At 55.5% G+C, this 24,484-nt stretch carries 19 protein-coding genes and 2 tRNA genes; 14 read left to right on the top strand and 7 right to left on the bottom strand.

The annotated features are described in order from the left end of the window. Positions 1 to 71: 71 nt before the first annotated feature. From PW844_RS25575 to fes, 3 genes are read right to left on the bottom strand one after another with little or no spacing between them, the layout of a single operon-like run. Positions 72 to 3,989 carry an enterobactin synthase subunit F gene (locus tag PW844_RS25575; RefSeq protein WP_299457810.1) on the bottom strand — a complete coding sequence of 1,306 codons (3,918 nt, stop codon included), beginning with the start codon at positions 3,987 to 3,989 and terminating at the stop codon, positions 72 to 74. Then, on the bottom strand, positions 3,982 to 4,203 hold the full coding sequence (locus PW844_RS25570; RefSeq protein WP_299457806.1) for an MbtH family protein: 222 nt from the start codon (positions 4,201 to 4,203) through the stop codon (positions 3,982 to 3,984). Before PW844_RS25570 ends, PW844_RS25575 begins: the two co-directional genes overlap by 8 nt. Positions 4,204 to 4,219: 16 nt before the next feature. Continuing rightward, positions 4,220 to 5,437: an enterochelin esterase gene (fes, locus tag PW844_RS25565; protein ID WP_299457803.1), complete on the bottom strand. Its 1,218-nt coding sequence runs from the start codon at positions 5,435 to 5,437 to the stop codon at positions 4,220 to 4,222. A gap of 254 nt (positions 5,438 to 5,691) precedes the next feature. On the opposite strand from fes, the gene PW844_RS25560 reads away from it, so the two are divergent. Continuing rightward, positions 5,692 to 7,944 carry a TonB-dependent siderophore receptor gene (locus PW844_RS25560; protein ID WP_299457800.1) on the top strand — a complete coding sequence of 751 codons (2,253 nt, stop codon included), beginning with the start codon at positions 5,692 to 5,694 and terminating at the stop codon, positions 7,942 to 7,944. On the opposite strand, the gene pmrB is transcribed toward PW844_RS25560, so the two are convergent. The 3 genes from pmrB to dacB are packed head-to-tail and all read right to left on the bottom strand — an operon-like array spanning position 7,941 to position 11,091. Then, positions 7,941 to 8,999, bottom strand: a complete 1,059-nt coding sequence (pmrB, locus tag PW844_RS25555) for a two-component system sensor histidine kinase PmrB (RefSeq protein WP_299457797.1) — start codon at positions 8,997 to 8,999, stop codon at positions 7,941 to 7,943. The genes PW844_RS25560 and pmrB overlap by 4 nt on opposite strands. Next, entirely contained in the window at positions 8,996 to 9,658 is a 663-nt protein-coding gene (gene pmrA, locus PW844_RS25550) for a two-component system response regulator PmrA (RefSeq protein WP_084872237.1), read from the bottom strand. The genes pmrB and pmrA overlap by 4 nt, the downstream gene beginning before the upstream one ends. Next, positions 9,658 to 11,091 carry a serine-type D-Ala-D-Ala carboxypeptidase gene (dacB, locus tag PW844_RS25545; protein WP_299457793.1) on the bottom strand — a complete coding sequence of 478 codons (1,434 nt, stop codon included), beginning with the start codon at positions 11,089 to 11,091 and terminating at the stop codon, positions 9,658 to 9,660. The genes pmrA and dacB overlap by 1 nt, the downstream gene beginning before the upstream one ends. 247 nt (positions 11,092 to 11,338) lie before the next feature. Here dacB and greA point away from each other — a divergent pair, with 247 nt between their 5' ends. Beyond that, the gene (gene greA / locus PW844_RS25540; RefSeq protein WP_084872242.1) at positions 11,339 to 11,815 is read left to right on the top strand and encodes a transcription elongation factor GreA; all 477 of its coding nucleotides are present in this window, start codon (positions 11,339 to 11,341) and stop codon (positions 11,813 to 11,815) included. Between the two features lie 108 nt (positions 11,816 to 11,923). Here greA and yhbY read toward each other — a convergent pair whose 3' ends face one another. Next, positions 11,924 to 12,220: a ribosome assembly RNA-binding protein YhbY gene (yhbY, locus tag PW844_RS25535; RefSeq protein ID WP_208717052.1), complete on the bottom strand. Its 297-nt coding sequence runs from the start codon at positions 12,218 to 12,220 to the stop codon at positions 11,924 to 11,926. Between the two features lie 126 nt (positions 12,221 to 12,346). On the opposite strand from yhbY, the gene rlmE reads away from it, so the two are divergent. The 12 genes from rlmE to truB all read left to right on the top strand — a co-directional run bounded on the left by rlmE (position 12,347) and on the right by truB (position 24,466). Further along, the gene (gene rlmE / locus PW844_RS25530) at positions 12,347 to 12,976 is read left to right on the top strand and encodes a 23S rRNA (uridine(2552)-2'-O)-methyltransferase RlmE (protein ID WP_084872247.1); all 630 of its coding nucleotides are present in this window, start codon (positions 12,347 to 12,349) and stop codon (positions 12,974 to 12,976) included. A 174-nt stretch (positions 12,977 to 13,150) separates the two neighbouring features. Further along, positions 13,151 to 15,079, top strand: a complete 1,929-nt coding sequence (gene ftsH, locus PW844_RS25525; protein WP_036627470.1) for an ATP-dependent zinc metalloprotease FtsH — start codon at positions 13,151 to 13,153, stop codon at positions 15,077 to 15,079. Positions 15,080 to 15,164: 85 nt separating this feature from the next. Beyond that, entirely contained in the window at positions 15,165 to 15,998 is an 834-nt protein-coding gene (folP, locus tag PW844_RS25520) for a dihydropteroate synthase (protein ID WP_299457787.1), read from the top strand. A gap of 6 nt (positions 15,999 to 16,004) precedes the next feature. Beyond that, the gene (gene glmM, locus PW844_RS25515; RefSeq protein ID WP_084872251.1) at positions 16,005 to 17,339 is read left to right on the top strand and encodes a phosphoglucosamine mutase; all 1,335 of its coding nucleotides are present in this window, start codon (positions 16,005 to 16,007) and stop codon (positions 17,337 to 17,339) included. A 218-nt stretch (positions 17,340 to 17,557) separates the two neighbouring features. After that, positions 17,558 to 17,890 (top strand): preprotein translocase subunit SecG, encoded by a 333-nt coding sequence (secG, locus tag PW844_RS25510; RefSeq protein ID WP_013507698.1) that lies wholly within the window; start codon positions 17,558 to 17,560, stop codon positions 17,888 to 17,890. 47 nt (positions 17,891 to 17,937) lie between these two features. Next, a tRNA-Leu gene (locus PW844_RS25505) sits at positions 17,938 to 18,024 on the top strand. Between the two features lie 59 nt (positions 18,025 to 18,083). Then, positions 18,084 to 18,160: transfer RNA gene (locus PW844_RS25500), tRNA-Met, on the top strand. Positions 18,161 to 18,373: 213 nt separating this feature from the next. Further along, complete coding sequence (gene rimP / locus PW844_RS25495; protein ID WP_031279732.1) at positions 18,374 to 18,826, top strand: ribosome maturation factor RimP; 453 nt, start codon at positions 18,374 to 18,376, stop codon at positions 18,824 to 18,826. A 24-nt stretch (positions 18,827 to 18,850) separates the two neighbouring features. Further along, complete coding sequence (nusA, locus tag PW844_RS25490) at positions 18,851 to 20,338, top strand: transcription termination factor NusA (protein WP_084872254.1); 1,488 nt, start codon at positions 18,851 to 18,853, stop codon at positions 20,336 to 20,338. 17 nt (positions 20,339 to 20,355) lie between these two features. Then, positions 20,356 to 23,049, top strand: coding sequence for a translation initiation factor IF-2 (infB, locus tag PW844_RS25485; RefSeq protein ID WP_299457771.1), 2,694 nt, complete (start codon positions 20,356 to 20,358; stop codon positions 23,047 to 23,049). Between the two features lie 65 nt (positions 23,050 to 23,114). Then, complete coding sequence (gene rbfA, locus PW844_RS25480; RefSeq protein ID WP_084872258.1) at positions 23,115 to 23,522, top strand: 30S ribosome-binding factor RbfA; 408 nt, start codon at positions 23,115 to 23,117, stop codon at positions 23,520 to 23,522. Continuing rightward, a complete protein-coding gene (gene truB, locus PW844_RS25475; RefSeq protein WP_299457759.1) occupies positions 23,522 to 24,466 on the top strand; it encodes a tRNA pseudouridine(55) synthase TruB in 945 nt (314 codons plus the stop codon). Before rbfA ends, truB begins: the two co-directional genes overlap by 1 nt. Positions 24,467 to 24,484 lie beyond the last annotated feature (18 nt).

The raw sequence follows: 24,484 nt of genomic DNA, 5'->3' as shown, positions 1-24,484 counted from the left end.
CGATTCATCGCGCAATTTCGTGCGCGATGCCAGAAAAATCCGCGTGATAAATCGCGCCGCTACATTCTGGATTACAGTTCGCTCAACAACCGCTGCAACAGGGGACCAATCTGCTCGAACATCTGCGGTGAAATGATATCAACGTGGGCACAATCCATCGGCCACACCGCCAGTTCACCAACATACGGTGCCCAGGCGCGTCGCGCGTCCTGCCCTGGTTGTTGCGTTTGCTCAGCAAGGAACAGCGTTGCGCGTCCGGTAAAGTGGGCGCTGCGGGCGGTCGCCAGCAGGCGAACCGAGCTGGCGTAATTGGCTTCGATGGTATCGAACATCGCCTGCATCTCTTCGCCCGCCTGATGACGTTGCGCAGCAATAAACTGCTCACGCTCACGGTTCACTTCTTCCAGCACCGCCGGGTCCAGTACGTTCTCGCCGCGTTTTTCATCCCAGTTCTGCGTCTCCGGCGGCCAGGTATCGAGCAGGCCAAGGAACGCCACCTCTTCTCCGGTAGCTGTCAGCCGTGCGGCAATGCCCTGCGCCAGGGTGCCACCCAGCGAATAGCCAATGAAGTAATAAGGACCGTGCGGCTGCACTTCGCGCAGGGTACGCAGATGGGCGTCACAAACCTCATCCAGATGCGCACTTTGATTCAGCGGGCTATCGGTATCCGGTGACTGAATACCCATCAGCGACCAGCGTGGATCCAGATAGCGTTGCAGGATACTGAACTGCCAGGCAAAACCGGAGGCCGGATGGAAGCAGAACAGCGTGGGTCCATTACCCTGACGCAGTGGCAGCACCGCTTCAAAACCGGCCTGTTGGTGAGATTGTTCATCACTCAGCAGTGCAGCCAGTTTTTCGACGGTGGAAGCAACCATGATCTGGCCCACGGATACCGGCTGTTGCAGCTCACGACGTAGCTGTGCAGCAAGACGCATCGCCAGCAGCGAATGGCCGCCAAGGGCAAAGAAATCATCCTGCGCGCTGATACTGTCGCACGCCAGCAACTGGCAAAACGCCGCAGCCAGCTGGCTTTCCAGCCCCGGATGAGGCGCGCGTCCGGCACTGGCCATGGCGGCCTGCGGCAGCGGTAAGGCTTTGCGATCCAGCTTGCCATTGCTGCTGAGCGGGAACGCTTCCAGCTGCACAATCGACACCGGCACCATATGGGCGGGCAATTGCTGCGCCAGCGCATGGCGTAGCGCTTCGCCATCAACCGCATGATCGGCAATCACATAACCGACCAGTTGGCGGGCATCGCCCTGCGCCGCAGCGCCACCCAGCACCACCGCGTGCGTGACTGCCTGCTCAATGCCAGGCTGCGCGCACAGCACATGATCGATTTCATTGAGTTCGATGCGCTGACCGCGAATTTTTAACTGATCGTCGCTGCGGCCAAGATATTCCACCGCACCATTTTCCAGCCAGCGTGCGACATCGCCGGTGCGGTACATACGTTCCCCGTTGCCCGCCGGATCGGCGACAAAACGGCTGGCAGTAAGGTCAGGACGCCCCAGGTAGCCGTGTGCCAGCTGAATACCGGTAAGATAGAGATCACCTGCTACACCCGGCGGCACCGGTTGCAGGCGGGCATCGAGAATGCGCAGGCCGGTGTTCCACACCGGATAACCGATGGGCACGCTGGCCCCTGCAACCGCCGCCAGCGCCTCGCCAAACGCCGGATACCAGCTGACATCCACTGCCGCTTCCGTCGGACCATACAAATTGTGCAGCGGGACTTGAGTCAGCTGTTCCCACTCGCGCGACAGATCGGTTGGCAGTGCTTCGCCGCTACAGAAGACGCGGCGCAGGCTGGTGCAGCTGCTGATGGCCGCCTCATCCTGCAATGCAGCAACAAAAGCCGCCAGCATGGAGGGAACAAAGTGGGTGGTGGTCACTTTGTGCTGTGCGAAAAGCTGTTGCAGCGCTTCCGGATCGCGATGGGCTTCCGGCGGAGCCATCACCAGCTGCGCGCCGACCAGCAGCGGCCAGAAGAATTCCCACACCGAAACGTCAAAGCTGCTCGGGGTTTTCTGAAGCACCACATCATCAGCTTGCAGCGGGTAGTGATCCTGCATCCACAACAGACGGTTGACGATGGCTTCATGGCCGACCAGTACCCCTTTGGGACGCCCGGTGGAACCCGAGGTATAGATGATATAAGCCCCGTCCTGCGGTTGTGGCGCGCTGATGGGAGCAGGGGCATTCAGCTCCGGAGAGAGCGTATCGAAATGCAACTGGCTGACCGGCGCAATGGCCGCAAAACGCGCAGCGAGCGAGGCCGAGGTCATCAGAGTTTTGGGGGCCGCGTCTTCCAGCATCAATTGCAGACGGTCGTCGGGATAACCGGTATCGAGTGGCAGATAAGCGGCACCCAGTGTAACAATCGCCTGTAACGCCAGCGACAGCTGCACTGAACGCGGTAAAGCCACCGCCACGATGTCACCGCGTTGTACGCCAGCGGCACTTAACTGCTGTGCCAGCGCAAAGACCTGCTGCTGCATCTGGCGATAGCTCAGCTGATGCTGCGCATCGGCCAGTGCCGGGGCATCCGGGGTGCGCGAGGCCTGCCGGGCCAGCAGCGATGCCAGCGTGTCCGCCGGGAGCGGATGCGCGGTGTGATTGATATCAGCCAGCTGGCGCTGTTCCTCAGCCGTCAGCAGATCCAGCTCACCGCACGGGCGCTGCGGATCTGCCGCCAGTTGTGCCAGTAACAAGGCGAAACGACGACTATGGCGTTGCAGGGTGGGCAGATTGTAGCGTGCCGCATTCGCCAGCAGCTCCAGCGTCAGTTCACCCTGCTCGCTGATGTAGATGGCAATTTCCAGATCGCGCACCGGGCCGGATGCCAGCTGATGGGTAATCCCCTCTACACCGGCGAAATCCAGCTGATAATCAAACATCTTCAGGTTGATCACCGGGCCGTAAAGCGGATCGCCATCACCGAGACGCCCGAGATCGCGCATCACCTGTTCGGCATCGTAGCGCTGGTGGCGGCGCATCTTTTTCACTTCACCGGCCAACTGATTCGCCAGCGTAGCCAGCGGTTGTGCCGGATCGTAGTGGATCGCCATCGGTAGCACGTTAATCACCGGACCAGTGGCGCACAGCGCAGCCGAACCGATACGGCGCATAAAGATAAAACCAGCGGAGAAATCGTTTTGCCCGCTCAGGCGGGCCAGCCATAGCCCCACCAGCGCGAAGGCAAGATCGGCGGCGCTATGCTGAGGATGCTGGCTCACCAGCTGCTGGAAGGTGGCGCGATCCAGTGTCAGGCTGTGACGCAGCAAATCGGTACTGGCGCTTTGTCCTGCCAGCGGCTGGGGCGACAGTGAGGCGGGTGCAGGCAGGCTGGCACCTTTTTCGCGCCAGAACTGGCTGTCACGCGTGAAGGAAGTGGATTGCTGATAGCGCTGATACTCTTCCACCACTTCGCTAAAAGGGATAAAGGGGGTGGGTTCCGCTTGCTGTTGCTGTGCCCAGGCGCTGTACAGATTGGCGATGCGGCGCGTCAGGGCGGTAAAACTGAACCCATCCACCACCAGATGGTGATAACGCTGATACCAGAACCAATGCTGCTCACCCAGCCGGAACAGGCAATGATGATACAGCGGTGCGCCGCTCAGCACGCGCAAATCGCCGTTCATATCGGCGCGCATCAGGGCGCGGGCTTTGGCGGCGGGGTCGGCTTCTGCACGCAGATCGATGAGCTGCGGCTGGCTAAAGTTCTGCGCCTGCGGCCATTGCATTGCTTCGCCGTCCACTTCGCCAAACACCATGTTTAGCGTATCGGCTTCCTGCATACCCGCAATAATCGCTTTGCACAGCAGGGCGCTATCGATATCACCCTGCAATTCAATAAAGTGCGCGACCGCATAGGCATTGTGATGGCGGGACAGCTGATCGGCAATCCAGATGCCGGGCTGGGCCGCCACCAGCGGCAGGGTTTGCTGTTCGGTGAGGTGTCGGTTCATCAGGGATTCAGACATTGTCGCTCCGGTTGGTGTCCTGCGTCAGCGGCCGGATATCCTGCCAGTTCTGTTCCAGCCAGTTCAGGCAGGCGGGTTGCGGCTGTGGGCCAAACACCGTTTGCCAGCCAGAGGGAGGAACGCTGAACGCGGGCCATAAACTGTATTGTTGCTGCGGATTGCACAGCACCAGACAATCCTGCTGCGGATCGTCAAAGGGATTGCGATGTTCCATGTCGGCTCCTGCTTGTTTAATGCGGGGTCGGATTGCGCCACAGCGCTTGCAGGCCATCCAGCAGACCACCACGCCAGCACAGCGCATCGTGTCCACCTTCCACCGGCTGGTAATCCATCTGATAACCGGCCGCCTGCAACAACTGCTGCAATTGCTGATTAGCCTGCAAAATCAGCCCTTCACGTTTGCCTGCTTCCAGCCAGAAACGCAGTGGCTGACGCGGTGCCAGACCCTGTTCCAGCTGCTGGATCAGCCAGCCGTGCGCATTACCGCGCTCCGGCCACCAGAAGGAGCCGGACAGACTGATGGCATTGCCAAACTGCTGTGGCCAGTGCAATGCGGCGAATACCGAGGCGAGTCCGCCGAAACTTTGCCCGGCCACCACGGTGCTGTCAGCGTTCTGCCGATAAGGTGCCCACTGCGCCACCTGAGGGAGCAACTCTTCCTGTAAGGCTTGCCAGAACAGGGCATTACACGGCAGCTCGCGGCTGCGATGTTCGCGGTCGATGATGTCGATAAACAGATACACCGCCGCAGGCAGCGTGCCCTGATCGGTGAGTTGTTGCAGCGGACCGGCAATCGGCATGCTGTGCGCCCAGAACTGCCCATCAAGCAAAATGGCCAGTGGTCGCTGCCGGGGTTCAGCCGCGCCGGTGCAGTACAGCCAGACGGAACGGCTGTTGCCCAGTAAGGTGCTGTCCCAGCGATATTGCTGTAAGGCGATTTCAGGGGCACGGCCTTCATCAATGGCGCGCCATACCTGTTGATTGGGGGCCTGTGGCAGATGCAGGGGAGAAACGCCCATGCCACGCCCACCAGACCAGCCACGCAGGGGATTAAGCGGATCGGCCTGGGCAGTCGGGAATTTATCGCGCCACCAGTTGCGCAGGGTATACATGTCGGCATCCCCGGCGAAATCGGTCGCTTGTTTATCAGGCATCAGACAGTAACTGCCGCGCCAGCTGGCTGGCAGGAGGGTCTGCCAGTACCAGACATCGGTATTGGCGACACGTACTAAAGATTGCGGGGGGCGGTGCTGGTGGTGATCGGTTACGCCGGTGATGTTGATCCACACCCGCTGCGTGCGCGACTGCGTTTCATTGCCCTGCGGATCGCGCCAGAAGAAAGTGACCTGACATGCGCCATCCACCTCTCCCTCGACATACGGGATGCCTTTACGTTGCTGCTCCTGCCACCAGGCTTCACTGCCGGTTATTTCGTTTAGCCAGGTCATAGGTGCTGCCAGTCGCCGTTTACTCAAGGATCTTTTCACAAAGGTTACAGATAATACTATTGATAATTATTTGCATTTGCAATAGGGTGTTTCCGCTCATAAATGAGCACGCTCGTTCCGCCTGTCACCTTTCTCATAAAGGAAGGGATGCGCGACGGATGGCACTGCCAGGTTTGGGACAGGGCGACGATAAAGGATTGTGACTTTCTCACCGGCGCGCCAGTTACGTTTGCTGGCAATCCAGGAACGAAAAAATGAAAAAATATTCGCGTTTATCATTAGCCATTCTGATTGAACTGGGGCTTCTCTCCGGTACCACCTGGGCAGCAGAGACCTCCAGCAGCACGACTACCAGCACAGACGCCGCTTCCGTGGATGGGGGCACCATGATGGTGACCGCCCAGCAGCAAACGTTGCAGGCTCCAGGCGTTTCTACCATTACCGCCGATGAAATCAAAAAGCATCCGCCAGCGCGCGATGTGTCTGAAATCATCCGCACCATGCCGGGCGTTAACCTGACCGGTAACTCCACCAGCGGCCAGCGCGGCAACAATCGCCAGATCGATATCCGTGGCATGGGCCCGGAAAATACCCTGATCATGGTTGATGGTATGCCGATCACCAGCCGTAACTCGGTACGCCTTGGCTGGCGTGGCGAGCGTGATACGCGCGGTGATACCAACTGGGTACCGCCAGAGTTGATCGACCATATCGACGTGATTCGTGGTCCGGCCGCGGTGCGCTACGGCAACGGCGCGGCGGGTGGCGTGGTGAACATCATCACCAAGAAATACACCGACCAGCAGTGGCACGGTTCCTGGAACAGCTATTTCAACGTACCGCAGCACAAAGATGAAGGCGCAACCAAACGCACCAATTTCAGCCTGCAAGGGCCGCTGGGTGATGACTTCAACTTCCGGTTGTACGGTGGCTTAGCCAAAACTCAGGCGGATGCCTACGATATCAACGAAGGCCATGCTGCAGATCGTACCGGGACTTATGCGGGCAGCTATCCGGCTGGACGCGAAGGTTCCGTCAACAAAGATATCAATGCGTTACTGAGCTGGGCGTTTGCGCCGATGCAAACCCTCGAATTGCAGGCAGGCTACAGCCGTCAGGGTAACCTTTATGCCGGTGATACGCAGAACACCAACACCAGCACGCTGGTGAAAAGCCTGTACGGTGATGAAACCAACCGCCTGTATCGCCAGAACATCTCGCTGAAATGGACCGGTGCCTGGGACAATGGTGTCAGTACCAGTACCTGGGGACGCTACGAGAAAACCCGTAACACCCGTATCAATGAAGGCCTGGCGGGCGGGACCGAAGGGATCTTCTCCAACAGCGGCTTTAACACCATCCAGCTCGACGACATTATGCTGCATAGTGAAGTCAGCATTCCGTTTGAATGGCTGATTAACCAGACCGCAACGCTGGGCACTGAGTGGAATCAGCAGCGCATGAAGGATCCTTCTTCCACCACCCAGGCAGCCAGCTACGGTAGCGTGCCGGGCATCTCGAGTACCGGACGCAGTCCGTATTCCCAGGCTGAAATCTTCTCACTGTTTGCTGAAGACAACATGGAGCTGACAGACAGCACCATGCTGACGCCGAGCCTGCGTTTCGATCATCACTCGATTGTGGGCAACAACTGGAGCCCGTCACTGAACCTGTCGCAAGGGCTGGGTGATGACTTCACGCTGAAGATGGGGATTGGTCGTGCTTATAAAGCGCCGAGCCTGTATCAGACCAACCCGAACTATCTGTTGTACAGCAACGGTCAGGGTTGTGCTGATGCGTCCAGCGCCTGTTATTTGCAGGGTAATAAAGACCTGAAAGCAGAAAACAGCATCAACAAAGAGATTGGTCTGGAGTGGAAACACGAAGGCTATCAGGCCGGTCTGACCTGGTTCCGCAACGATTATCGCAACAAAATCGAAGCGGGTATGGTCTCAACCGGTACCGCCTCTAACGGCACCACCAATATCTACAAGTGGGAAAACGTACCGAAAGCGGTGGTTGAAGGGCTGGAAGGCACCATCAACATCCCGTTCTCTGACACCGTAACGTGGAATAACAATTACACGTATATGCTGCAGAGTAAGAACAAAGAGACCGGCGACCGTTTGTCGATTATCCCGCAATATACCCTGAACTCGACGCTGAGCTGGCAGGCAACAGAGGATCTGTCGCTGCAAACCACCTTTACCTGGTATGGCAAGCAAGTGCCTAAGAAGTATGACTATCATGGCAACCCGGTTACCGGCAGCGCCACCGATCAGGTCAGCCCTTACTCTATCCTTGGTATGAGCGGTACGTATGATGTGAACAAGTACGTCAGCGTCACACTTGGTATCGATAACCTGTTCGACAAGCGCCACTGGCGTCAGGGTAATGCCCAGACCACCGGCAACGCGACGACCGGCGCGTATTTGTATGGTGCTGGTGCGAACACCTACAACGATTCAGGCCGTACTTACTACATGAGCCTCAACACGCAATTCTAATTGAGATGATGAGGCAAACGGCAGCGGGCAATCAGTCCGCTGCCGTCTTTCCGGTTAACCAGTTCCAGGCTGCCGTGATGCATCTGCACAATGCGCAGCACAATATTCAGACCCAGACCGCTGCCACCGTAGCGTTGATCGCGACGCCGGAAGGCCTTAGTCAGTTCCTCTGCCGCACTGGCTTCAATGCCTGGTCCCTGATCCCATACTTCAACGATCACCTGCTGTTCTTCTTCACGTAACAACACCTGCACTTCACTGCCTTCCGGGCTGTAGCGCGAGGCATTTTCCAGTAGGTTACGCAGCATAAGACGCAGCAAAACCGCCTCACCCTGTTGCGGTACATCCGTACCCTGCGGCCAGAACAATTGCTGCTGACGCTGCGCGTAAAGTTCGGCCATCTCCGGCTGCAATGGTTGCATGATGTCCTGTTGCCAGTGCAACTGCTGATAGTGACCGCCAGCCAGCGCCTGGCCAGCACGCGACAGCATCAATAATTGTTCAACCGTGTGCATTAGCTGATCGATACGTTCCACCAGCATTTCACTTTGCGGTACGTTTTGCTGTTGCAGCAGCTCCAGATGCAGGCGCAGCCCGGCCAGTGGCGTGCGTAATTCGTGGGCGGCGTCGGCGGTGAACAGGCGTTCCTGTTGCAGCGTATGATCGAGACGCGACAGGAGCTGATTGATCGAGGTGGTCACCGCCACGATCTCTTCCATCTCGGAATAGAGCGGCAGCGCGGACAGATTATCGGCGGAGCGATGGGCAAGGCTGCTTTGCAACAACTTCAGCGGGCGGATAATCCAGTTGATGGCCCAGAAGGAGAACAGCAACGTCAGGCACACCATCACCAGCGACGGCAACAGCAGTGAGGCAATGGCTTCGCGGATTTCGTTTTCGACGTGATCGTTACGTGCTTTGGCGGTGAGCGTTTCATTCACCAGAAAGCCAATCTGTTCGCGGCTTTCGTGCCACAGCCAGACGGCGCTCATGATCTGGCAGGTGAGCAAAATCAGCGCCAGCATAATCAGCAAGCGCTGACGCATGCTATTCATTCACGTTCTTCCAGCCGATAACCGACGCCACGCACGGTCTTGATACGATCTTTGCCGAGTTTGCGGCGCAGATTGTGAATATGGACTTCCAGCGTGTTGGAGCCGGGATCATCGTTCCAGCTGTAGAGATCCTGTTGCAGGGTTTCGCGGTGCACATTCTGCCCGACGCGCATCAGCAAACGGGTTAGCAGCGCGAACTCTTTCGGCGTGATTTCCAGCGGCTGGTTCTCCAGCAGTACCTGCTGAGAACTGAGGTTGAGAGTGAGGTCACCCTGCTGCAACAGGTTGTCGCTATGGCCTTGATAGCGGCGAATCAATGCCCGCACGCGTGCCTGCAGTTCCACCAGGGCAAAGGGCTTCACCAGATAGTCATCGGCACCGGCATCCAGCCCATCCACCCGATCTTCCAGCGCATCACGCGCGGTGAGAATCAGTACCGGTACGGCGATGCCATCGCGACGCCACTGACGCAGTAGCGCAGCGCCGTCACGATCGGGCAGACCGAGATCCAGTACGATCAGGCTGTACTGGCCACTGCGCAGCAAGGCATTGCTTTCTGCGGCGCTGGCGGCACAGTCGACGGCGTACCCCTGGGCGCTCAATGCCTGGGCCAGGCCCGATTGCAGCAGCGCATCATCCTCAACGATTAACAGTTTCATCAGTTGTTCTGGTAAATGTCCTTGTAGAGGCGGCTTTCAAAACGCACCAGCGGAATGCGGCGTGTCTTCTGGTCTTCCGGCGGAACAGCATAACCGGACAGATACTGGACAAAGGCAACGCGCGCGCCGCTGGCAGTGGTAATGAATCCTGCCAGATTATAGACGCCCTGCAGCGAACCGGTCTTCGCCGATACCTTACCATCAACGCCCGCTTCATGCAGACCACCACGATATTGTAGCGTGCCATCGTAGCCCGCTAGCGGCAGCATGGAGATGTAGTTCAGCGTTGAATCATTTTTGGCGATGTATTGCAGCACCTGCATCATGGTACTGGGCGCGACCAAATCATGACGTGACAGGCCTGAGCCGTCTACCTGAATGGTGTTGCCGAGATCGACACCGGCTTTTTCGCGCAGAATGCGGCGCACTGCATCAGAACCGGCACGGAAGGTGCCCGGGACATTGAAGTAATGATGGCCAATGGTACGGAACACGGTATCGGCAATCATATTGTCCGATTTCTTCAGCATGGTGTGCAGCAAATCGTGCAACGGTGCGGATTGCGTGGAGGCCAGCACGGTACCCGGCGACGTGACCTGCGTCTGACGCACCAGATGGCCGCTGTAATCGATATCTGCAGCGCGCAGTTCATCCTTCAGGATCTCGCCGGCCCAGGCTGCGCCATCCTGCACGGCAAAGGCCAGTGGCAGCGGTTCAGCACGCTGACGCATGCAGCCGGTCAGGGTGTAGCGGTTCAGTTCGCCTGGCACCACATCCAGCTCGCAATATTGTCCCTCGCCGCTGTTAGGGCCGAGGGTACGTACCTGGCTGAACATATGCGCCGGGTAATAGGAAGCGATGCGCACAAAGGCGGTTTCGCCCGGCTTGCTGGCGCTGTAGAGCGAAACAGAGAAACAGTTTTTATCGACGATGGCTGCCCCTGGCGGTGCGCTGAAGCATTGCGTCAGATCGTTCCACGGCCAGCCTGGTGCCATATCGTGGCTGGCGAAGACCGAGGTATCGATCACCAGGTTGCCTTTAATATGGGTAATGCCCTGCTTTTTCAGCGTGGCGACCATGTTGCGCAGATCCTGGCGGCTTAATGTCGGATCACCGGCAAAGCGTGCCACCAGATCCCCATTCAGGGTGCCATCGCTGACTGCGCCTTTGGTTTCCAGCGTGGTCTGGAAACGGAAGTCTGGCCCCAGCTCCAGCAACGCCGCCAGCGCGGTCACAACCTTCATGGTACTGGCGGGTAACGCCATTTGTTTGCCATGAAAATCGATTATCGGGGTTGATGCGCCCACTTTTTGTACCATCAGCGCCAGGTTTGCGCCGTCTGGTAAATACTGCATGTATTCCTCAACGGGGGCTGCTTGTGCCTGCAGCATAAACGCACAGGTTAATCCGGTAACAAGTCGTGAAAATCGCATAATCTCGCGGTAACTGACGGGTGAAGGCGACAATACTACGTCCCCGGACGGTGCAAAGTAAACGATGACCCACAGGGAACTCTGGGGTAAAATACGTATCAAAATGCAAAACCCATCCTGACCCGGAAACCTTTCCGGGTCAGGATTCTTTTGCTTGTGAAAATGAGGTAACGCGCCGCAGAAGCTGTTTTCTGCTGTCACCGGTCAGGATGACGCTGTTAACCAGGAAAGATGACGAGGAGCCAAAATGAAACAGATTCCGATGACTTTAAAAGGCGCTGAAAAGCTGCGCGAAGAGCTGAACGAACTGAAAACCGTTAAGCGTCCGCGCATCATCGCCTCTATCGCCGAAGCCCGTGAGCACGGCGATTTGAAAGAGAATGCCGAATACCATGCTGCCCGCGAAGAACAAGGGTTCTGCGAGGGACGCATTCAGGAGATCGAAGCGAAACTCTCCAATGCGCAAGTGATTGATGTGACTCAGATGCCGAAAACCGGTCGCGTCATTTTTGGTGCTACCGTGCAGGTGCTGAACATCGATACTGATGAAGAATCGACCTACCGTATCGTGGGCGATGACGAAGCCGACTTTAAACAAAATCTGATTTCAGTGAACTCGCCGATGGCGCGTGGTCTGGTCGGGAAAGAAGCGGATGACGTCGCGATCATCAAAACACCGGGCGGGGATGTGGAATATGAGATCCTGAAGGTGGAATACATCTAATATATTGCTACGCTTTGAAATGCGTTGCTGCATATTGTAAAGAAAGGAAAAAGGCCGCATAGCGGCCTTTTATCCCATGCAGGAGCATGGCACTTTCTCTGCCCGCCGTTACGAACGGGGGAGAGAAATCTTGCTCTCTTTTGCAGGGCGATACAGCACCAGCGTTTTGCCGATGACCTGTACGTTGCAAGCTTTGGTTTCGCGGACGATAGCGTCAACGATCAGGAGCTTAGTTTCACGATCTTCCGAGGCAATTTTTACCTTGATCAATTCGTGATGTTCTAGCGCCTGTTCGATTTCGGCGAGCACGCCTTCAGTCAGGCCATTGCCACCCAGCATAACAACGGGTTTAAGCGGATGTGCAAGGCCTTTCAGGTGCTGTTTTTGTTTGGTACTCAGATTCATCGTATTTTTTTGCTTACTTAGGGATTGAAAACGGTTCATTCTACCGCCATCTCGGGTATATCGCCAAATCAACGCAACCCATGCGTGCTGATTTATCGCTACGATGACGATTTAACTGGAAAAATTATGACGGGTAAAAAGCGTTCGGCCAGTTCCAGTCGCTGGCTTCAGGAACACTTTAGCGATAAATATGTGCAACAGGCACAGAAAAAAGGGTTGCGTTCGCGCGCCTGGTTTAAACTTGAGGAAATACAGCAGGGTGACAAGCTGTTCAAACCCGGTATGACAGTGGTCGATCTGGGGGCTGCACCCGGTGGCTGGTCGCAATATGTGGTACAACTAATTGGCTCGAATGGCCGTATCATTGCCTGTGACCTGCTGCCTATGGACCCGATTGTCGGTGTTGATTTTCTGCAAGGCGATTTTCGTGACGAAGCAGTGCTGAAGACGCTACTGGAACGCGTTGGTGACGAAAAAGTGCAGGTGGTGATGTCGGACATGGCGCCGAACATGAGCGGTACACCTGCAGTTGATATTCCGCGTTCGATGTATTTGGTAGAATTGGCGCTGGAAATGTGTCGGGATATCCTGGCCCCAGGCGGCAGTTTTGTGGTGAAAGTGTTTCAGGGAGATGGCTTCGATGAATACCTGCGGGAAATTCGCTCCCTGTTTACGAAAGTGAAAATTCGTAAGCCGGATGCTTCGCGATCACGTTCGCGCGAAGTGTACATTGTGGCGACAGGGCGCAAACTATAACCCGATTTACCGGAATCAAAGCAAGGCGAGCAATGCGTTTACACCGATGAGAATTCTGACTTTCAGGGTAAACAAGCAAAATCATCAGCGCCGCGATTCCAGGTATGAAGGATATATAGTACCCTACGCTGTCTGTTAACACCGTTGTAATATGAGGTTAATCCCTTGAGTGACATGGCGAAAAACCTGATTCTCTGGTTAGTCATCGCGGTCGTGCTGATGTCAGTATTCCAGAGCTTTGGGCCCAGCGAGTCGAATGGCCGTAGGGTTGATTATTCAACCTTCCTGTCGGAAGTGAACCAGGATCAGGTCCGCGAGGCACGTATTAACGGGCGTGAGATTAACGTTACCAAAAAAGACAGTAATAAATACACGACCTATATTCCTGTCAACGATCCCAAGTTACTCGATAACCTGTTGACCAAAAACGTCAAAGTGGTTGGCGAACCGCCGGAAGAACCGAGCCTGCTGGCTTCGATCTTCATCTCCTGGTTCCCGATGCTGCTGCTGATTGGCGTGTGGATCTTCTTTATGCGTCAGATGCAAGGTGGCGGCGGGAAGGGCGCGATGTCCTTCGGTAAGAGCAAGGCCCGCATGCTGACGGAAGATCAGATCAAAACCACTTTTGCTGATGTGGCCGGTTGTGATGAGGCCAAAGAAGAAGTGGGTGAGTTGGTCGAGTATCTGCGTGAACCGAGCCGTTTCCAGAAATTGGGCGGTAAAATTCCCAAGGGCGTCCTGATGGTGGGTCCGCCGGGTACCGGTAAAACGCTGCTGGCGAAAGCTATCGCCGGTGAAGCAAAAGTGCCTTTCTTTACTATCTCCGGTTCTGACTTCGTTGAAATGTTCGTGGGTGTTGGTGCATCTCGTGTGCGTGACATGTTCGAACAAGCGAAAAAGGCGGCACCGTGCATCATCTTTATCGATGAAATCGATGCGGTGGGTCGTCAGCGTGGTGCCGGTTTAGGCGGTGGTCACGACGAACGTGAACAAACGCTGAACCAGATGCTGGTTGAGATGGATGGTTTTGAAGGCAACGAAGGCATTATCGTTATCGCGGCAACGAACCGTCCTGACGTGCTTGACCCGGCGCTGCTGCGTCCAGGCCGTTTTGACCGCCAGGTCGTGGTTGGCCTGCCAGATGTTCGTGGTCGTGAGCAGATCCTGAAAGTGCATATGCGTCGTGTGCCGCTGGCAACCGACATCGATGCAGCCATCATCGCGCGTGGTACCCCGGGTTTCTCCGGTGCTGACCTGGCGAACCTGGTGAACGAAGCAGCTTTGTTTGCTGCGCGCTCCAACAAGCGTGTGGTATCGATGGTTGAGTTCGAGAAAGCGAAAGACAAAATCATGATGGGTGCGGAACGTCGCTCCATGGTGATGACGGAAGCGCAGAAAGAATCTACCGCCTATCACGAAGCTGGCCATGCGATTATTGGTCGTCTGGTGCCGGAACACGATCCGGTACATAAAGTGACCATCATCCCGCGCGGCCGCGCACTGGGTGTCACCTTCTTCCTGCCGGAAGGCGATGCAATTAGCGCCAGCCGTCAGAAGCTGGAAAGCCAGATTTCTACGCTGTACGGCGGTCGCCTGGCGGAAGAAATCATCTACGGTGTTGAGCACGTATCTACGGGTGCATCTAACGACATCAAAGTGGCGACTAATCTGGCGCGCAACATGGTGACCCAATGGGGCTTCTCCGAAAAACTCGGTCCGCTGCTGTATGCAGAGGAAGAGGGTGAGGTGTTCCTCGGTCGTTCTGTGGCGAAAGCTAAGCACATGTCTGATGAAACGGCGCGTATCATCGACCAGGAAGTGAAACACCTGATCGACAGCAACTATCAGCGCGCACGCCGTATCCTGGGTGAAAACATGGACATCCTTCACGCGATGAAAGACGCGCTGATGAAGTATGAAACCATCGACGCACCGCAGATTGATGACCTGATGGCGCGTCGCGAAGTGCGTCCACCAGCTGGCTGGGAAGACCCGGGCAGCAACTCTTCTGACAACAACGGTACGCCGAAGGCGCCACGTCCGGTTGATGAACCGCGTACGCCAAATCCGGGCAACACCATGTCAGAACAGCTCGACAAGTAAGAGGCACTAACCTCAATACAAACCCCGGCCGGTCCGGGGTTTTTTACATCCCGCAGTTCAGTAATTCCTCAAGGAGACTCTCACCATGAAGTTGTACGCCCGTGATTCCCATCTCGATCTGTCGTTTCCCCATGTGATGGGTATTTTGAATGTCACGCCGGACTCCTTCTCCGATGGTGGTAAGCATAACTCGCTGGTAGATGCGTTAACGCACACCAATGAGATGGTCAACGCGGGGGCGACCATCATTGATGTGGGTGGTGAATCGACGCGCCCTGGTGCGGATGAGGTCAGTGTTGAAGAAGAACTGGAACGTGTGATTCCGGTCGTGGAAGCCATCGCCCAACGTTTCGAAGTGTGGATTTCGGTCGATACTTCTAAAGCCGAAGTCATCCGTGAATCTGCGCGAGTGGGCGCTCACATCATTAACGATATTCGTTCGCTGGCTGAACCCGGTGCGTTGCAGGCGGCGGCGCAAACCGGGCTGCCGGTGTGCCTGATGCATATGCAGGGTGAACCACGCACCATGCAGCAGGCTCCGCAGTATCAAAATATCGTCAGCGAAGTTGACGCTTACTTCACTGAGCAGATTGCGCGCTGTGTGGCGGCGGGGATTAAAAAAGACAATCTGCTGCTCGACCCCGGCTTCGGTTTCGGTAAGAATCTCAGCCACAATTATGAACTGCTGGCCGAACTGGGCCATTTCCACCATTTCGGTTTGCCGCTGTTAGTGGGAATGTCACGTAAGTCGATGATTGGCCAGCTGTTAAATGTCGGTCCAGCGCAGCGTCTGACCGGCAGCCTGACGTGTGCGGTGATTGCCGCCATGCAGGGTGCACACATCATTCGCGTGCATGACGTGAAAGAAACCGTTGAGGCGATGCGCGTTGTGGAAGCAACACGCAGAGCAAAAGGATAAAAAGGCATGAGTGATCGTAAATATTTCGGTACGGATGGTATTCGCGGCAAAGTGGGTGAAGCGCCGATCACCCCTGATTTCGTACTAAAGCTGGGTTGGGCGGCAGGTAAAGTACTGGCGCGTCACGGTTCCAGAAAAGTACTGATTGGCAAAGACACGCGTATTTCAGGTTATATGCTGGAATCGGCGCTGGAAGCCGGACTGGCGGCGGCTGGCCTGTCTGCTGCGTTTACCGGACCGATGCCAACACCGGCGATTGCCTATCTGACGCGCACTTTCCGCGCGGAAGCCGGGATTGTGATTTCAGCCTCACATAACCCGTTCGACGATAACGGCATCAAATTTTTCTCTGCTGAAGGCACCAAGTTGCCGGACGAAGTGGAAGAAGCCATTGAGCTGGAGATGGAAAAGCCGATTACCTGCGTTGAATCGGCAGAGCTGGGCCGTGCCAGCCGAATTGTCGATGCGGCCGGTCGTTACATCGAATTCTGTAAAGGCACCTTCCCCAGTGAGCTAAGCCTGAACGGGTTAAAAATTGTGGTGGATTGCGCCAATGGGGCGACTTACCACATCGCACCGAATGTGCTGCGTGAGCTGGGGGCGACGGTCATTGCCATTGCGACCCAACCTGATGGCATGAACATCAATAAAGAATGTGGTGCCACCGATCTGCGCATGTTGCAGCAGCGGGTGCTGGCCGAGAAGGCGGATCTGGGGCTGGCCTACGATGGTGATGGCGACCGCATCATGATGGTTGACCACCTGGGTAATAAGGTCGATGGCGACCAGATCCTCTACATCATCGCCCGTGAAGGTTTACGCCAGGGGCAGCTGCGCGGTGGCGTAGTGGGTACGTTGATGAGCAATATGGGGCTTGAGCTGGCGCTGAAACAACTCGGTATTCCGTTTGTGCGCGCCAAAGTCGGCGACCGCTATGTCCTGGAAAAAATGCAGGAGAAAGGCTGGCGACTCGGTGCAGAAAACTCTGGTCATGTCATTTTGCTGGATAAAACCACCACGGGTGACGGTATCGTTGCAAGTTTGCAAGTGCTTACTGCGATTGTACAAAATCATATGAGTCTGCACGATTTGTGCAGCGGTATGAAGATGCTGCCGCAGGTACTGGTGAATGTGCGCTTTAGCGGCGACAGTGATCCTTTGCAGACCGATGCCGTCAAGGCGGCCAGCGCTGAGGTGGAAAAAATCCTCGCCGGACGTGGGCGCGTATTGTTGCGTAAATCCGGTACCGAGCCACTGATTCGTGTGATGGTTGAGGGCGAGGATGAAGCCCAGGTCACCGCGCTGGCGCATCAAATTGCCGACGCAGTGAAGGCCGTTTAATCAGGCCACAGGCGGCAGGATTTTTCCCTTTCCGCCTGTAAAATCACCGTGATGGCGCTTTTTTCCGCAATCAGTCAGGTTCGTGAAAATTGCGCTTGCAGAGGTATGCGCCTTTGGTTAGTATTCACACCCGCTTCTGGTGGGTGATGACGAGACTCCCCATCGATACTGGTTGAAGCTTTAACTGTGCGGGTTACGCGCAAGGAAACAGGTTGATTATGTACGAAGCTCTTTTGGTAGTTTTCCTTATTGTGGCACTGGGCCTTGTCGGTCTGATCATGCTGCAGCAAGGTAAAGGCGCTGATATGGGAGCATCATTTGGTGCAGGCGCTTCTGCGACGCTGTTTGGTTCTACCGGGTCTGGTAACTTTATGACTCGCATGACCGCAGTGCTGGCAACGCTGTTCTTCATCATCAGCCTGATTCTGGGTAACCTGAACACGAATAAAACTTCCAAAGGAAGCGAATGGGAAAATCTGACTGCGCCGGCGAAATCTGAACAGACTCAGCCAGCGAAACCGGCAACCCCGGGTAACGATATCCCGCAGTAAGATCGTCAGCTTGCAATGCGACAACCTATCGTCGCTGTCAGTGAAGTGCCGAGGTGGTGGAATTGGTAGACACGCTACCTTGAGGTGGTAGTGCCCGATTGGGCTTACGGGTTCAAGTCCCGTCCTCGGTACCAAATCTCAGTATGACTTGCATTTTTCGCAAGTTCGGCGTAACATTCGCCACGTTTTCGGACGCGGGGTGGAGCAGCCTGGTAGCTCGTCGGGCTCATAACCCGAAGGTCGTCGGTTCAAATCCGGCCCCCGCAACCACTTTCCCTTAGAGTTCTTTTTCAAATATACTGTATGCATCGACGGACGCATTCCACAGTGGACTTTGAAAAAAATTCTTCTGGATTGTGCTCCGAGCCGCATCGCGGCATACAGGGTCCAGTCACAAAAAGCCCCGATTTTTCGGGGTTTTTTGTTATCAGGAAATCGCAACACTGGGCTATTAGGCCCTTTTTTTATGTCTTGGGGGTGGGCTTGTCCACATTAGAGCAAAAATTGACAGAGTTGATCTCTGCTCCAGTAGAAGCGCTTGGCTACGAATTGGTCGGTATCGAGTTTATTCGTGGTCGCACATCAACCTTGCGCATCTATATTGATAGTGAAGAGGGTATCAATGTTGATGATTGCGCCGATGTCAGCCACCAGGTCAGCGCTGTGATGGATGTGGAAGATCCCATCACGGTGGCTTACAACCTTGAAGTTTCCTCACCGGGTCTTGACCGTCCTCTTTTTACCGCTGAACATTATGCGCGTTTCGCCGGTGAAGAGGTGAGTCTGGTACTGCGTATGGCCGTGCAGAACCGCCGTAAATGGCAGGGTATCATCAAGTCTGTCGAAGGCGAGATGATCACGGTAACCGTTGAGGGCAACGATGAAGTGTTCGCGCTGAGCAACATTCAGAAAGCGAACCTGGTCCCCCACTTTTAAAAGTCCGGATTGAGGCTAACCAGGATGAACAAAGAGATCTTAGCTGTAGTAGAAGCCGTTTCTAACGAAAAAGCCCTGCCGCGCGAGAAAATCTTCGAAGCGCTGGAAAGCGCTTTGGCCACTGCGACCAAGAAGAAGTATGAGCAGGAAATCGACGTGCGCGTCAGCATTGACCGCAAAAGCGGCGATTTCGATACTTTCCGTCGCTGGCAGATTGTTGAAGAAGTCACGCAGCCAACTCGCGAGATCACGCTGGACGCAGCCCGCTTCGAAGATGAAGCATTCAATCTGGGCGAATATGTTGAAGATCAGATTGAATCGGTCACCTTTGACCGTATCACTACCCAGACGGCGAAGCAGGTCATCGTACAGAAAGTACGTGAGGCTGAACGCGCAATGGTCGTGGATCAGTTCCGCGAGCAGGAAGGCGAAATCATCACTGGCGTGGTGAAGAAAGTGAACCGCGATAACATCTCGCTGGATCTCGGCAGCAATGCTGAAGCGGTGATCGTACGCGAAGATATGCTGCCGCGTGAAAACTTCCGCCCGGGTGACCGTATTCGCGGCGTGCTGTATGCCGTGCGTCCGGAAGCGCGTGGTGCGCAGCTGTTCGTTACCCGTTCCAAACCGGAAATGCTGATCGAACTGTTCCGCATTGAGGTACCGGAAATTGGCGAAGAAGTTATCGAGATTAAAGCGGCAGCGCGTGATCCAGGTTCTCGTGCCAAAATCGCAGTGAAAACCAATGACAAACGTATCGATCCTGTGGGTGCCTGCGTAGGTATGCGCGGCGCACGCGTTCAGGCGGTTTCCAGTGAACTGGGCGGCGAACGTATCGATATCGTGCTGTGGGACGATAACCCGGCACAGTTTGTGATTAACGCCATGGCTCCGGCTGATGTGGCGTCAATTGTGGTGGATGAAGACAATCACACCATGGATATCGCTGTTGAAGCTGGCAATCTGGCTCAGGCGATCGGCCGTAACGGCCAAAACGTGCGTCTGGCTTCCCAGCTGAGCGGTTGGGAACTGAACGTTATGACCGTCGATGACCTGCAGGCTAAACATCAGGCCGAAGCCCATGCAGCCATCGATATGTTCACCAAACATCTCGACATCGACGAAGACTTCGCCACCGTACTGGTGGAAGAGGGCTTCTCTTCTTTGGAAGAGCTGGCATATGTACCGATCAACGAGTTGCTGGAAGTTGACGGCCTCGATGAAGACACGGTAGAAGCCCTGCGTGAACGAGCAAAAAATGCGTTAACTACCCTGGCACTGGCGAAAGAAGAGAGCCTTGGTAATCAGGAACCTGCTGAAGATCTTCTGAATCTCGACGGTTTGGACCGTGCTCTGGCTTACCGCCTGGCGGCAAAAGGCGTTTGTACGCTGGAAGATCTTGCCGAGCAAGGTGTCGACGATCTGACAGATATCGAAGGGCTGGATGATGAGAAGGCCGGCGCGCTGATCATGGCCGCGCGTAATATCTGCTGGTTCGGCGATGACGCATAATTACAGGAAGGAACAGCATGACAGATGTAACCGTAAAATCGCTGGCCGCCGAAATTCAGACTCCGGTAGATCGCCTGGTACAGCAATTTGCTGATGCGGGGATCCGTAAGTCTGAAGACGACGCGGTGAGCCAGCAAGAGAAAGAGACCTTACTTTCCCACCTGAATCGTGAACATGGTCAGGCAGGTTCAGGTAAACTGACGCTGCAACGCAAAACTCGCAGCACCTTGAATATTCCTGGCACCGGGGGTAAAAGTAAATCGGTGCAAATCGAAGTCCGCAAAAAGCGCACCTATGTGAAGGGTGATGCAGAAGCTGAGCAACAGGCTCAGGCTGAAGCAGAAGCCGAGGCGCAGCGTGAAGCGGAAGAGAAGGCGCGTCGCGAGGCGGAAGAACAAGCCCGTCGCGAAGCTGAACAAAAAGCGCAACGTGAAGCCGAAGAAAAAGCCAAGCGCGAAGCCGCTGACAAGGCGAAGCGTGAAGCAGCGGAAAATGAGAAAGTGACTAATCAACCAACCGACGAAATGACCAAGGCTACGCAGTCTGACAAAGCCCGTCGTGAAGCTGAAGCCGCAGAACTGAAGCGTAAAGCTGAAGAAGAAGCGCGCCGTAAACTCGAAGAGAACGCGCGCCGTGTGGCCGAAGAAGCCCGCCGTCTGGCAGAAGAAAAATCTGCTGAGTGGGAAAAACCCGACGAAGAAGACACCAGTGACTATCACGTCACCACCTCAACCCATGCCCGCCAGGCAGAAGATGAGAACGATCGTGAGGTAGAAGGTGGTCGCAGCCGTACGCGCACCACTAAAGCTGCTCGCCCGGCTAAAAAAGGCAACAAGCATTCTGAAGCCAAAACCGACCGTGAAGAAGCGCGTGCCGCTGTTCGTGGTGGTAAAGGTGGTAAGAACCGTAAGCCGAGCGCATTGCAGCAGGGCTTTAACAAGCCGGCTCAGGCCGTTAACCGCGACGTTATCATTGGCGAAACCATCACTGTTTCCGAACTGGCCAACAAAATGGCGGTGAAAGGTTCTCTGGTCATCAAAGCGATGATGAAGATGGGTGCAATGGCAACCATCAACCAGGTAATCGATCAGGAAACGGCTCAGTTGGTAGCGGAAGAAATGGGTCACAAAGTGATCCTGCGCCGTGAGAATGAGCTGGAAGAAGCGGTGATGGACGATCGTGATACCGACGCTGCGCAGGAAAGCCGCGCACCGGTTGTGACCATCATGGGTCACGTTGACCACGGTAAAACCTCACTGCTGGACTACATCCGTTCAACCAAAGTCGCTTCAGGCGAGGCTGGCGGTATTACTCAGCATATCGGCGCATACCACGTTGAAACCGATAACGGCATGATCACCTTCCTGGATACCCCGGGCCACGCCGCGTTTACCGCGATGCGTGCACGTGGTGCGCAGGCAACGGATATCGTTATCCTGGTGGTGGCTGCGGATGATGGCGTAATGCCCCAGACTATCGAAGCAATCCAGCATGCTAAAGCCGCGAAAGTGCCGGTCGTTGTTGCTGTGAACAAAATCGATAAACCGGAAGCCGATCCCGATCGCGTTAAGAACGAGCTGACTCAGTACGGTATCATCCCGGAAGAGTGGGGCGGCGAAAACATGTTCGTCAACGTTTCTGCGAAAGCAGGTACCGGTATCGACGATCTGCTGAACGCCATTCTGCTGCAGGCGGAAGTTCTGGAACTGACCGCTATCCGTGAAGGTATGGCAAGCGGCGTGGTGATTGAATCGTTCCTCGATAAAGGTCGTGGTCCGGTTGCTACCGTGCTGGTGCGTGAAGGTACCCTGAACAAAGGCGACATCGTGCTGTGCGGCTTTGAATATGGCCGTGTGCGTGCGATGCGTGATGAGCTGGGCCGTGAAGTTCTGGCTGCAGGTCCGTCTATTCCAGTTGAAATCCTCGGTCTGTCTGGTGTTCCGGCGGCTGGTGACGAAGCCACTGTGGTTCGTGATGAGAAGAAAGCGCGTGAAGTCGCACTGTATCGTCAGGGTAAATTCCGCGAAGTGAAACTGGCGCGTCAGCAGAAGTCGAAGCTGGAGAACATGTTCGCCAACATGACCGAAGGCGAAGTGTCCGAACTGAACATCGTACTGAAATCCGACGTACAGGGTTCTGTGGAAGCGATCTCCGACTCCCTGCTGAAACTCTCCACCGACGAAGTGAAGGTGAAGATTATCGGTTCGGGTGTGGGTGGTATCACCGAAACCGACGCCACGCTGGCAGCGGCTTCCAACGCGATTATCCTTGGCTTCAACGTGCGTGCTGATGCGTCTGCGCGTCGCGTGATCGAAGCGGAAAGCGTGGATCTGCGTTACTATTCCGTCATCTATAACCTGATCGACGAAGTAAAAGCAGCGATGAGCGGCATGCTGGCTCCGGAATATAAACAGCAGATCATTGGTCTGGCTGAAGTCCGTGATGTGTTCAAGTCACCGAAATTCGGCGCTATCGCAGGCTGTATGGTCACCGAAGGCAACATCAAACGTCACAACCCGATCCGCGTTCTGCGCGACAACGTTGTTATCTATGAAGGCGAGCTGGAATCTCTGCGCCGCTTCAAAGACGATGTCAACGAAGTGCGTAATGGCATGGAATGTGGTATCGGCGTGAAGAACTACAACGACGTTCGTGTTGGCGATATGATCGAAGTCTTTGAAGTGATTGAAGTTAAACGCACCATCGATTGATCATCATCTGATGTGTTGCAATTTGGGAGGCCATTGGCCTCCCGAATTATTTGGGAGAAATAATCATGGCGAAAGAATTTGGTCGCCCGCAGCGCGTTTCTCAGGAGCTGCAGAAAGAGATTGCCATTATTCTGCAACGCGAAATTAAAGATCCGCGCCTCGGTATGATGGTGACGGTTTCTGGCGTTGAAGTGTCACGCGATCTGGCTTATGCCAAAGTGTTTGTCACTTTTCTGAACGATAAAGATGAAGAAGCGGTGAAAAACGGTCTGAAGGCGCTGAAAGAAGCTTCCGGCTATATCCGTACTTTGCTGGGTAAAGCGATGCGTCTGCGCATTGTGCCTGAGCTGACCTTCTTCTATGACAACTCGTTGATCGAAGGTATGCGCATGTCAAACCTGGTCACCAACGTTGTCAAAAATGATGCTGAACGCCGTGGCGATCATGCAGCGGACGACGACAAGGAGGATTGATGAGTCGTCCTCGTCGTCGCGGTCGCGATGTGCATGGTGTATTGCTGCTGGATAAGCATCAGGGCGCGTCTTCCAATGACGTGCTGCAAAAAGTAAAACGCATCTTCAATGCGAACAAAGCGGGCCACACGGGTGCGCTGGATCCTCTGGCGACGGGCATGTTGCCCATTTGCCTCGGCGAAGCGACCAAGTTCTCGCAATTTCTGCTGGATTCAGACAAGCGTTATCGCGTGATTGCCCGCCTCGGCGAGCGTACCGATACCTCCGATGCTGACGGCAACGTGGTTGAAACGCGTGCGGTGACCTTTACTCAGGCGGATCTTGACGCCGCGCTGGAAAGTTTTCGTGGCGACACCCAACAGGTGCCGACCATGTTTTCGGCGCTGAAGCATCAGGGGCGCCCGTTGTATGAGTACGCGCGTCAGGGAATCACCGTCGAGCGCGAACCCCGTCCCATCACCGTATATGAACTGCGGTTTATTCGCTGGGAAGGGGACGAGCTGGAGCTGGAGATTCACTGCTCCAAAGGCACCTACATTCGTACCATCATTGACGATTTGGGTGAAAAGCTGGGCTGTGGTGCGCATGTGACCATGCTGCGTCGCTTGCAGGTTTCCCGCTATCCGGCAGAAAAAATGGTGACGCTTGAGCAGTTGCAGGCTTTGCTGGAGCAGGCCAATGCGGCAGAAATTGCGCCCGCGGATTTGCTTGACCCTCTGCTGCTACCGATGGATAGCCCGGCGGCGGATTTCCCGGAAGTGAATCTCCCCGATGCCATCGCGGTTTACTTCAAGCTGGGGCAACCGGTAGAGGCCGTTGACGTACCTGCTGCTGGCCTGGTGCGTGTCACCGAAGGTGAGGCGCGTAAATTTATTGGTATGGCAGAGATTGATGACCGGCAGCGCGTTGCCCCGCGCCGTCTGGTGGTGGAGTTTCCACAATAATGCGCCTTGTATAAAGGG

This window comes from Pantoea sp., from assembly GCF_028283705.1.
In the GTDB taxonomy this organism is placed as follows: Bacteria; Pseudomonadota; Gammaproteobacteria; order Enterobacterales; family Enterobacteriaceae; genus Pantoea.
Note: the sequence above shows the minus strand (reverse complement) of the source record. Positions and strands in the feature narration are given on the sequence as shown.

Coding starts and splice junctions, on each gene's coding strand:
- folP (WP_299457787.1), top strand. CDS start 15,165: ATGAAGTTGTACGCCCGTGATTCCCATCTCGATCTGTCGTTTCCCCAT.
- fes (WP_299457803.1), bottom strand. CDS start 5,437: ATGACCTGGCTAAACGAAATAACCGGCAGTGAAGCCTGGTGGCAGGAG.
- greA (WP_084872242.1), top strand. CDS start 11,339: ATGAAACAGATTCCGATGACTTTAAAAGGCGCTGAAAAGCTGCGCGAA.
- dacB (WP_299457793.1), bottom strand. CDS start 11,091: ATGCGATTTTCACGACTTGTTACCGGATTAACCTGTGCGTTTATGCTG.
- pmrA (WP_084872237.1), bottom strand. CDS start 9,658: ATGAAACTGTTAATCGTTGAGGATGATGCGCTGCTGCAATCGGGCCTG.
- rlmE (WP_084872247.1), top strand. CDS start 12,347: ATGACGGGTAAAAAGCGTTCGGCCAGTTCCAGTCGCTGGCTTCAGGAA.
- PW844_RS25560 (WP_299457800.1), top strand. CDS start 5,692: ATGAAAAAATATTCGCGTTTATCATTAGCCATTCTGATTGAACTGGGG.
- pmrB (WP_299457797.1), bottom strand. CDS start 8,999: ATGAATAGCATGCGTCAGCGCTTGCTGATTATGCTGGCGCTGATTTTG.
- secG (WP_013507698.1), top strand. CDS start 17,558: ATGTACGAAGCTCTTTTGGTAGTTTTCCTTATTGTGGCACTGGGCCTT.
- rbfA (WP_084872258.1), top strand. CDS start 23,115: ATGGCGAAAGAATTTGGTCGCCCGCAGCGCGTTTCTCAGGAGCTGCAG.
- infB (WP_299457771.1), top strand. CDS start 20,356: ATGACAGATGTAACCGTAAAATCGCTGGCCGCCGAAATTCAGACTCCG.
- glmM (WP_084872251.1), top strand. CDS start 16,005: ATGAGTGATCGTAAATATTTCGGTACGGATGGTATTCGCGGCAAAGTG.
- nusA (WP_084872254.1), top strand. CDS start 18,851: ATGAACAAAGAGATCTTAGCTGTAGTAGAAGCCGTTTCTAACGAAAAA.
- ftsH (WP_036627470.1), top strand. CDS start 13,151: ATGGCGAAAAACCTGATTCTCTGGTTAGTCATCGCGGTCGTGCTGATG.
- PW844_RS25570 (WP_299457806.1), bottom strand. CDS start 4,203: ATGGAACATCGCAATCCCTTTGACGATCCGCAGCAGGATTGTCTGGTG.
- yhbY (WP_208717052.1), bottom strand. CDS start 12,220: ATGAATCTGAGTACCAAACAAAAACAGCACCTGAAAGGCCTTGCACAT.
- PW844_RS25575 (WP_299457810.1), bottom strand. CDS start 3,989: ATGTCTGAATCCCTGATGAACCGACACCTCACCGAACAGCAAACCCTG.
- truB (WP_299457759.1), top strand. CDS start 23,522: ATGAGTCGTCCTCGTCGTCGCGGTCGCGATGTGCATGGTGTATTGCTG.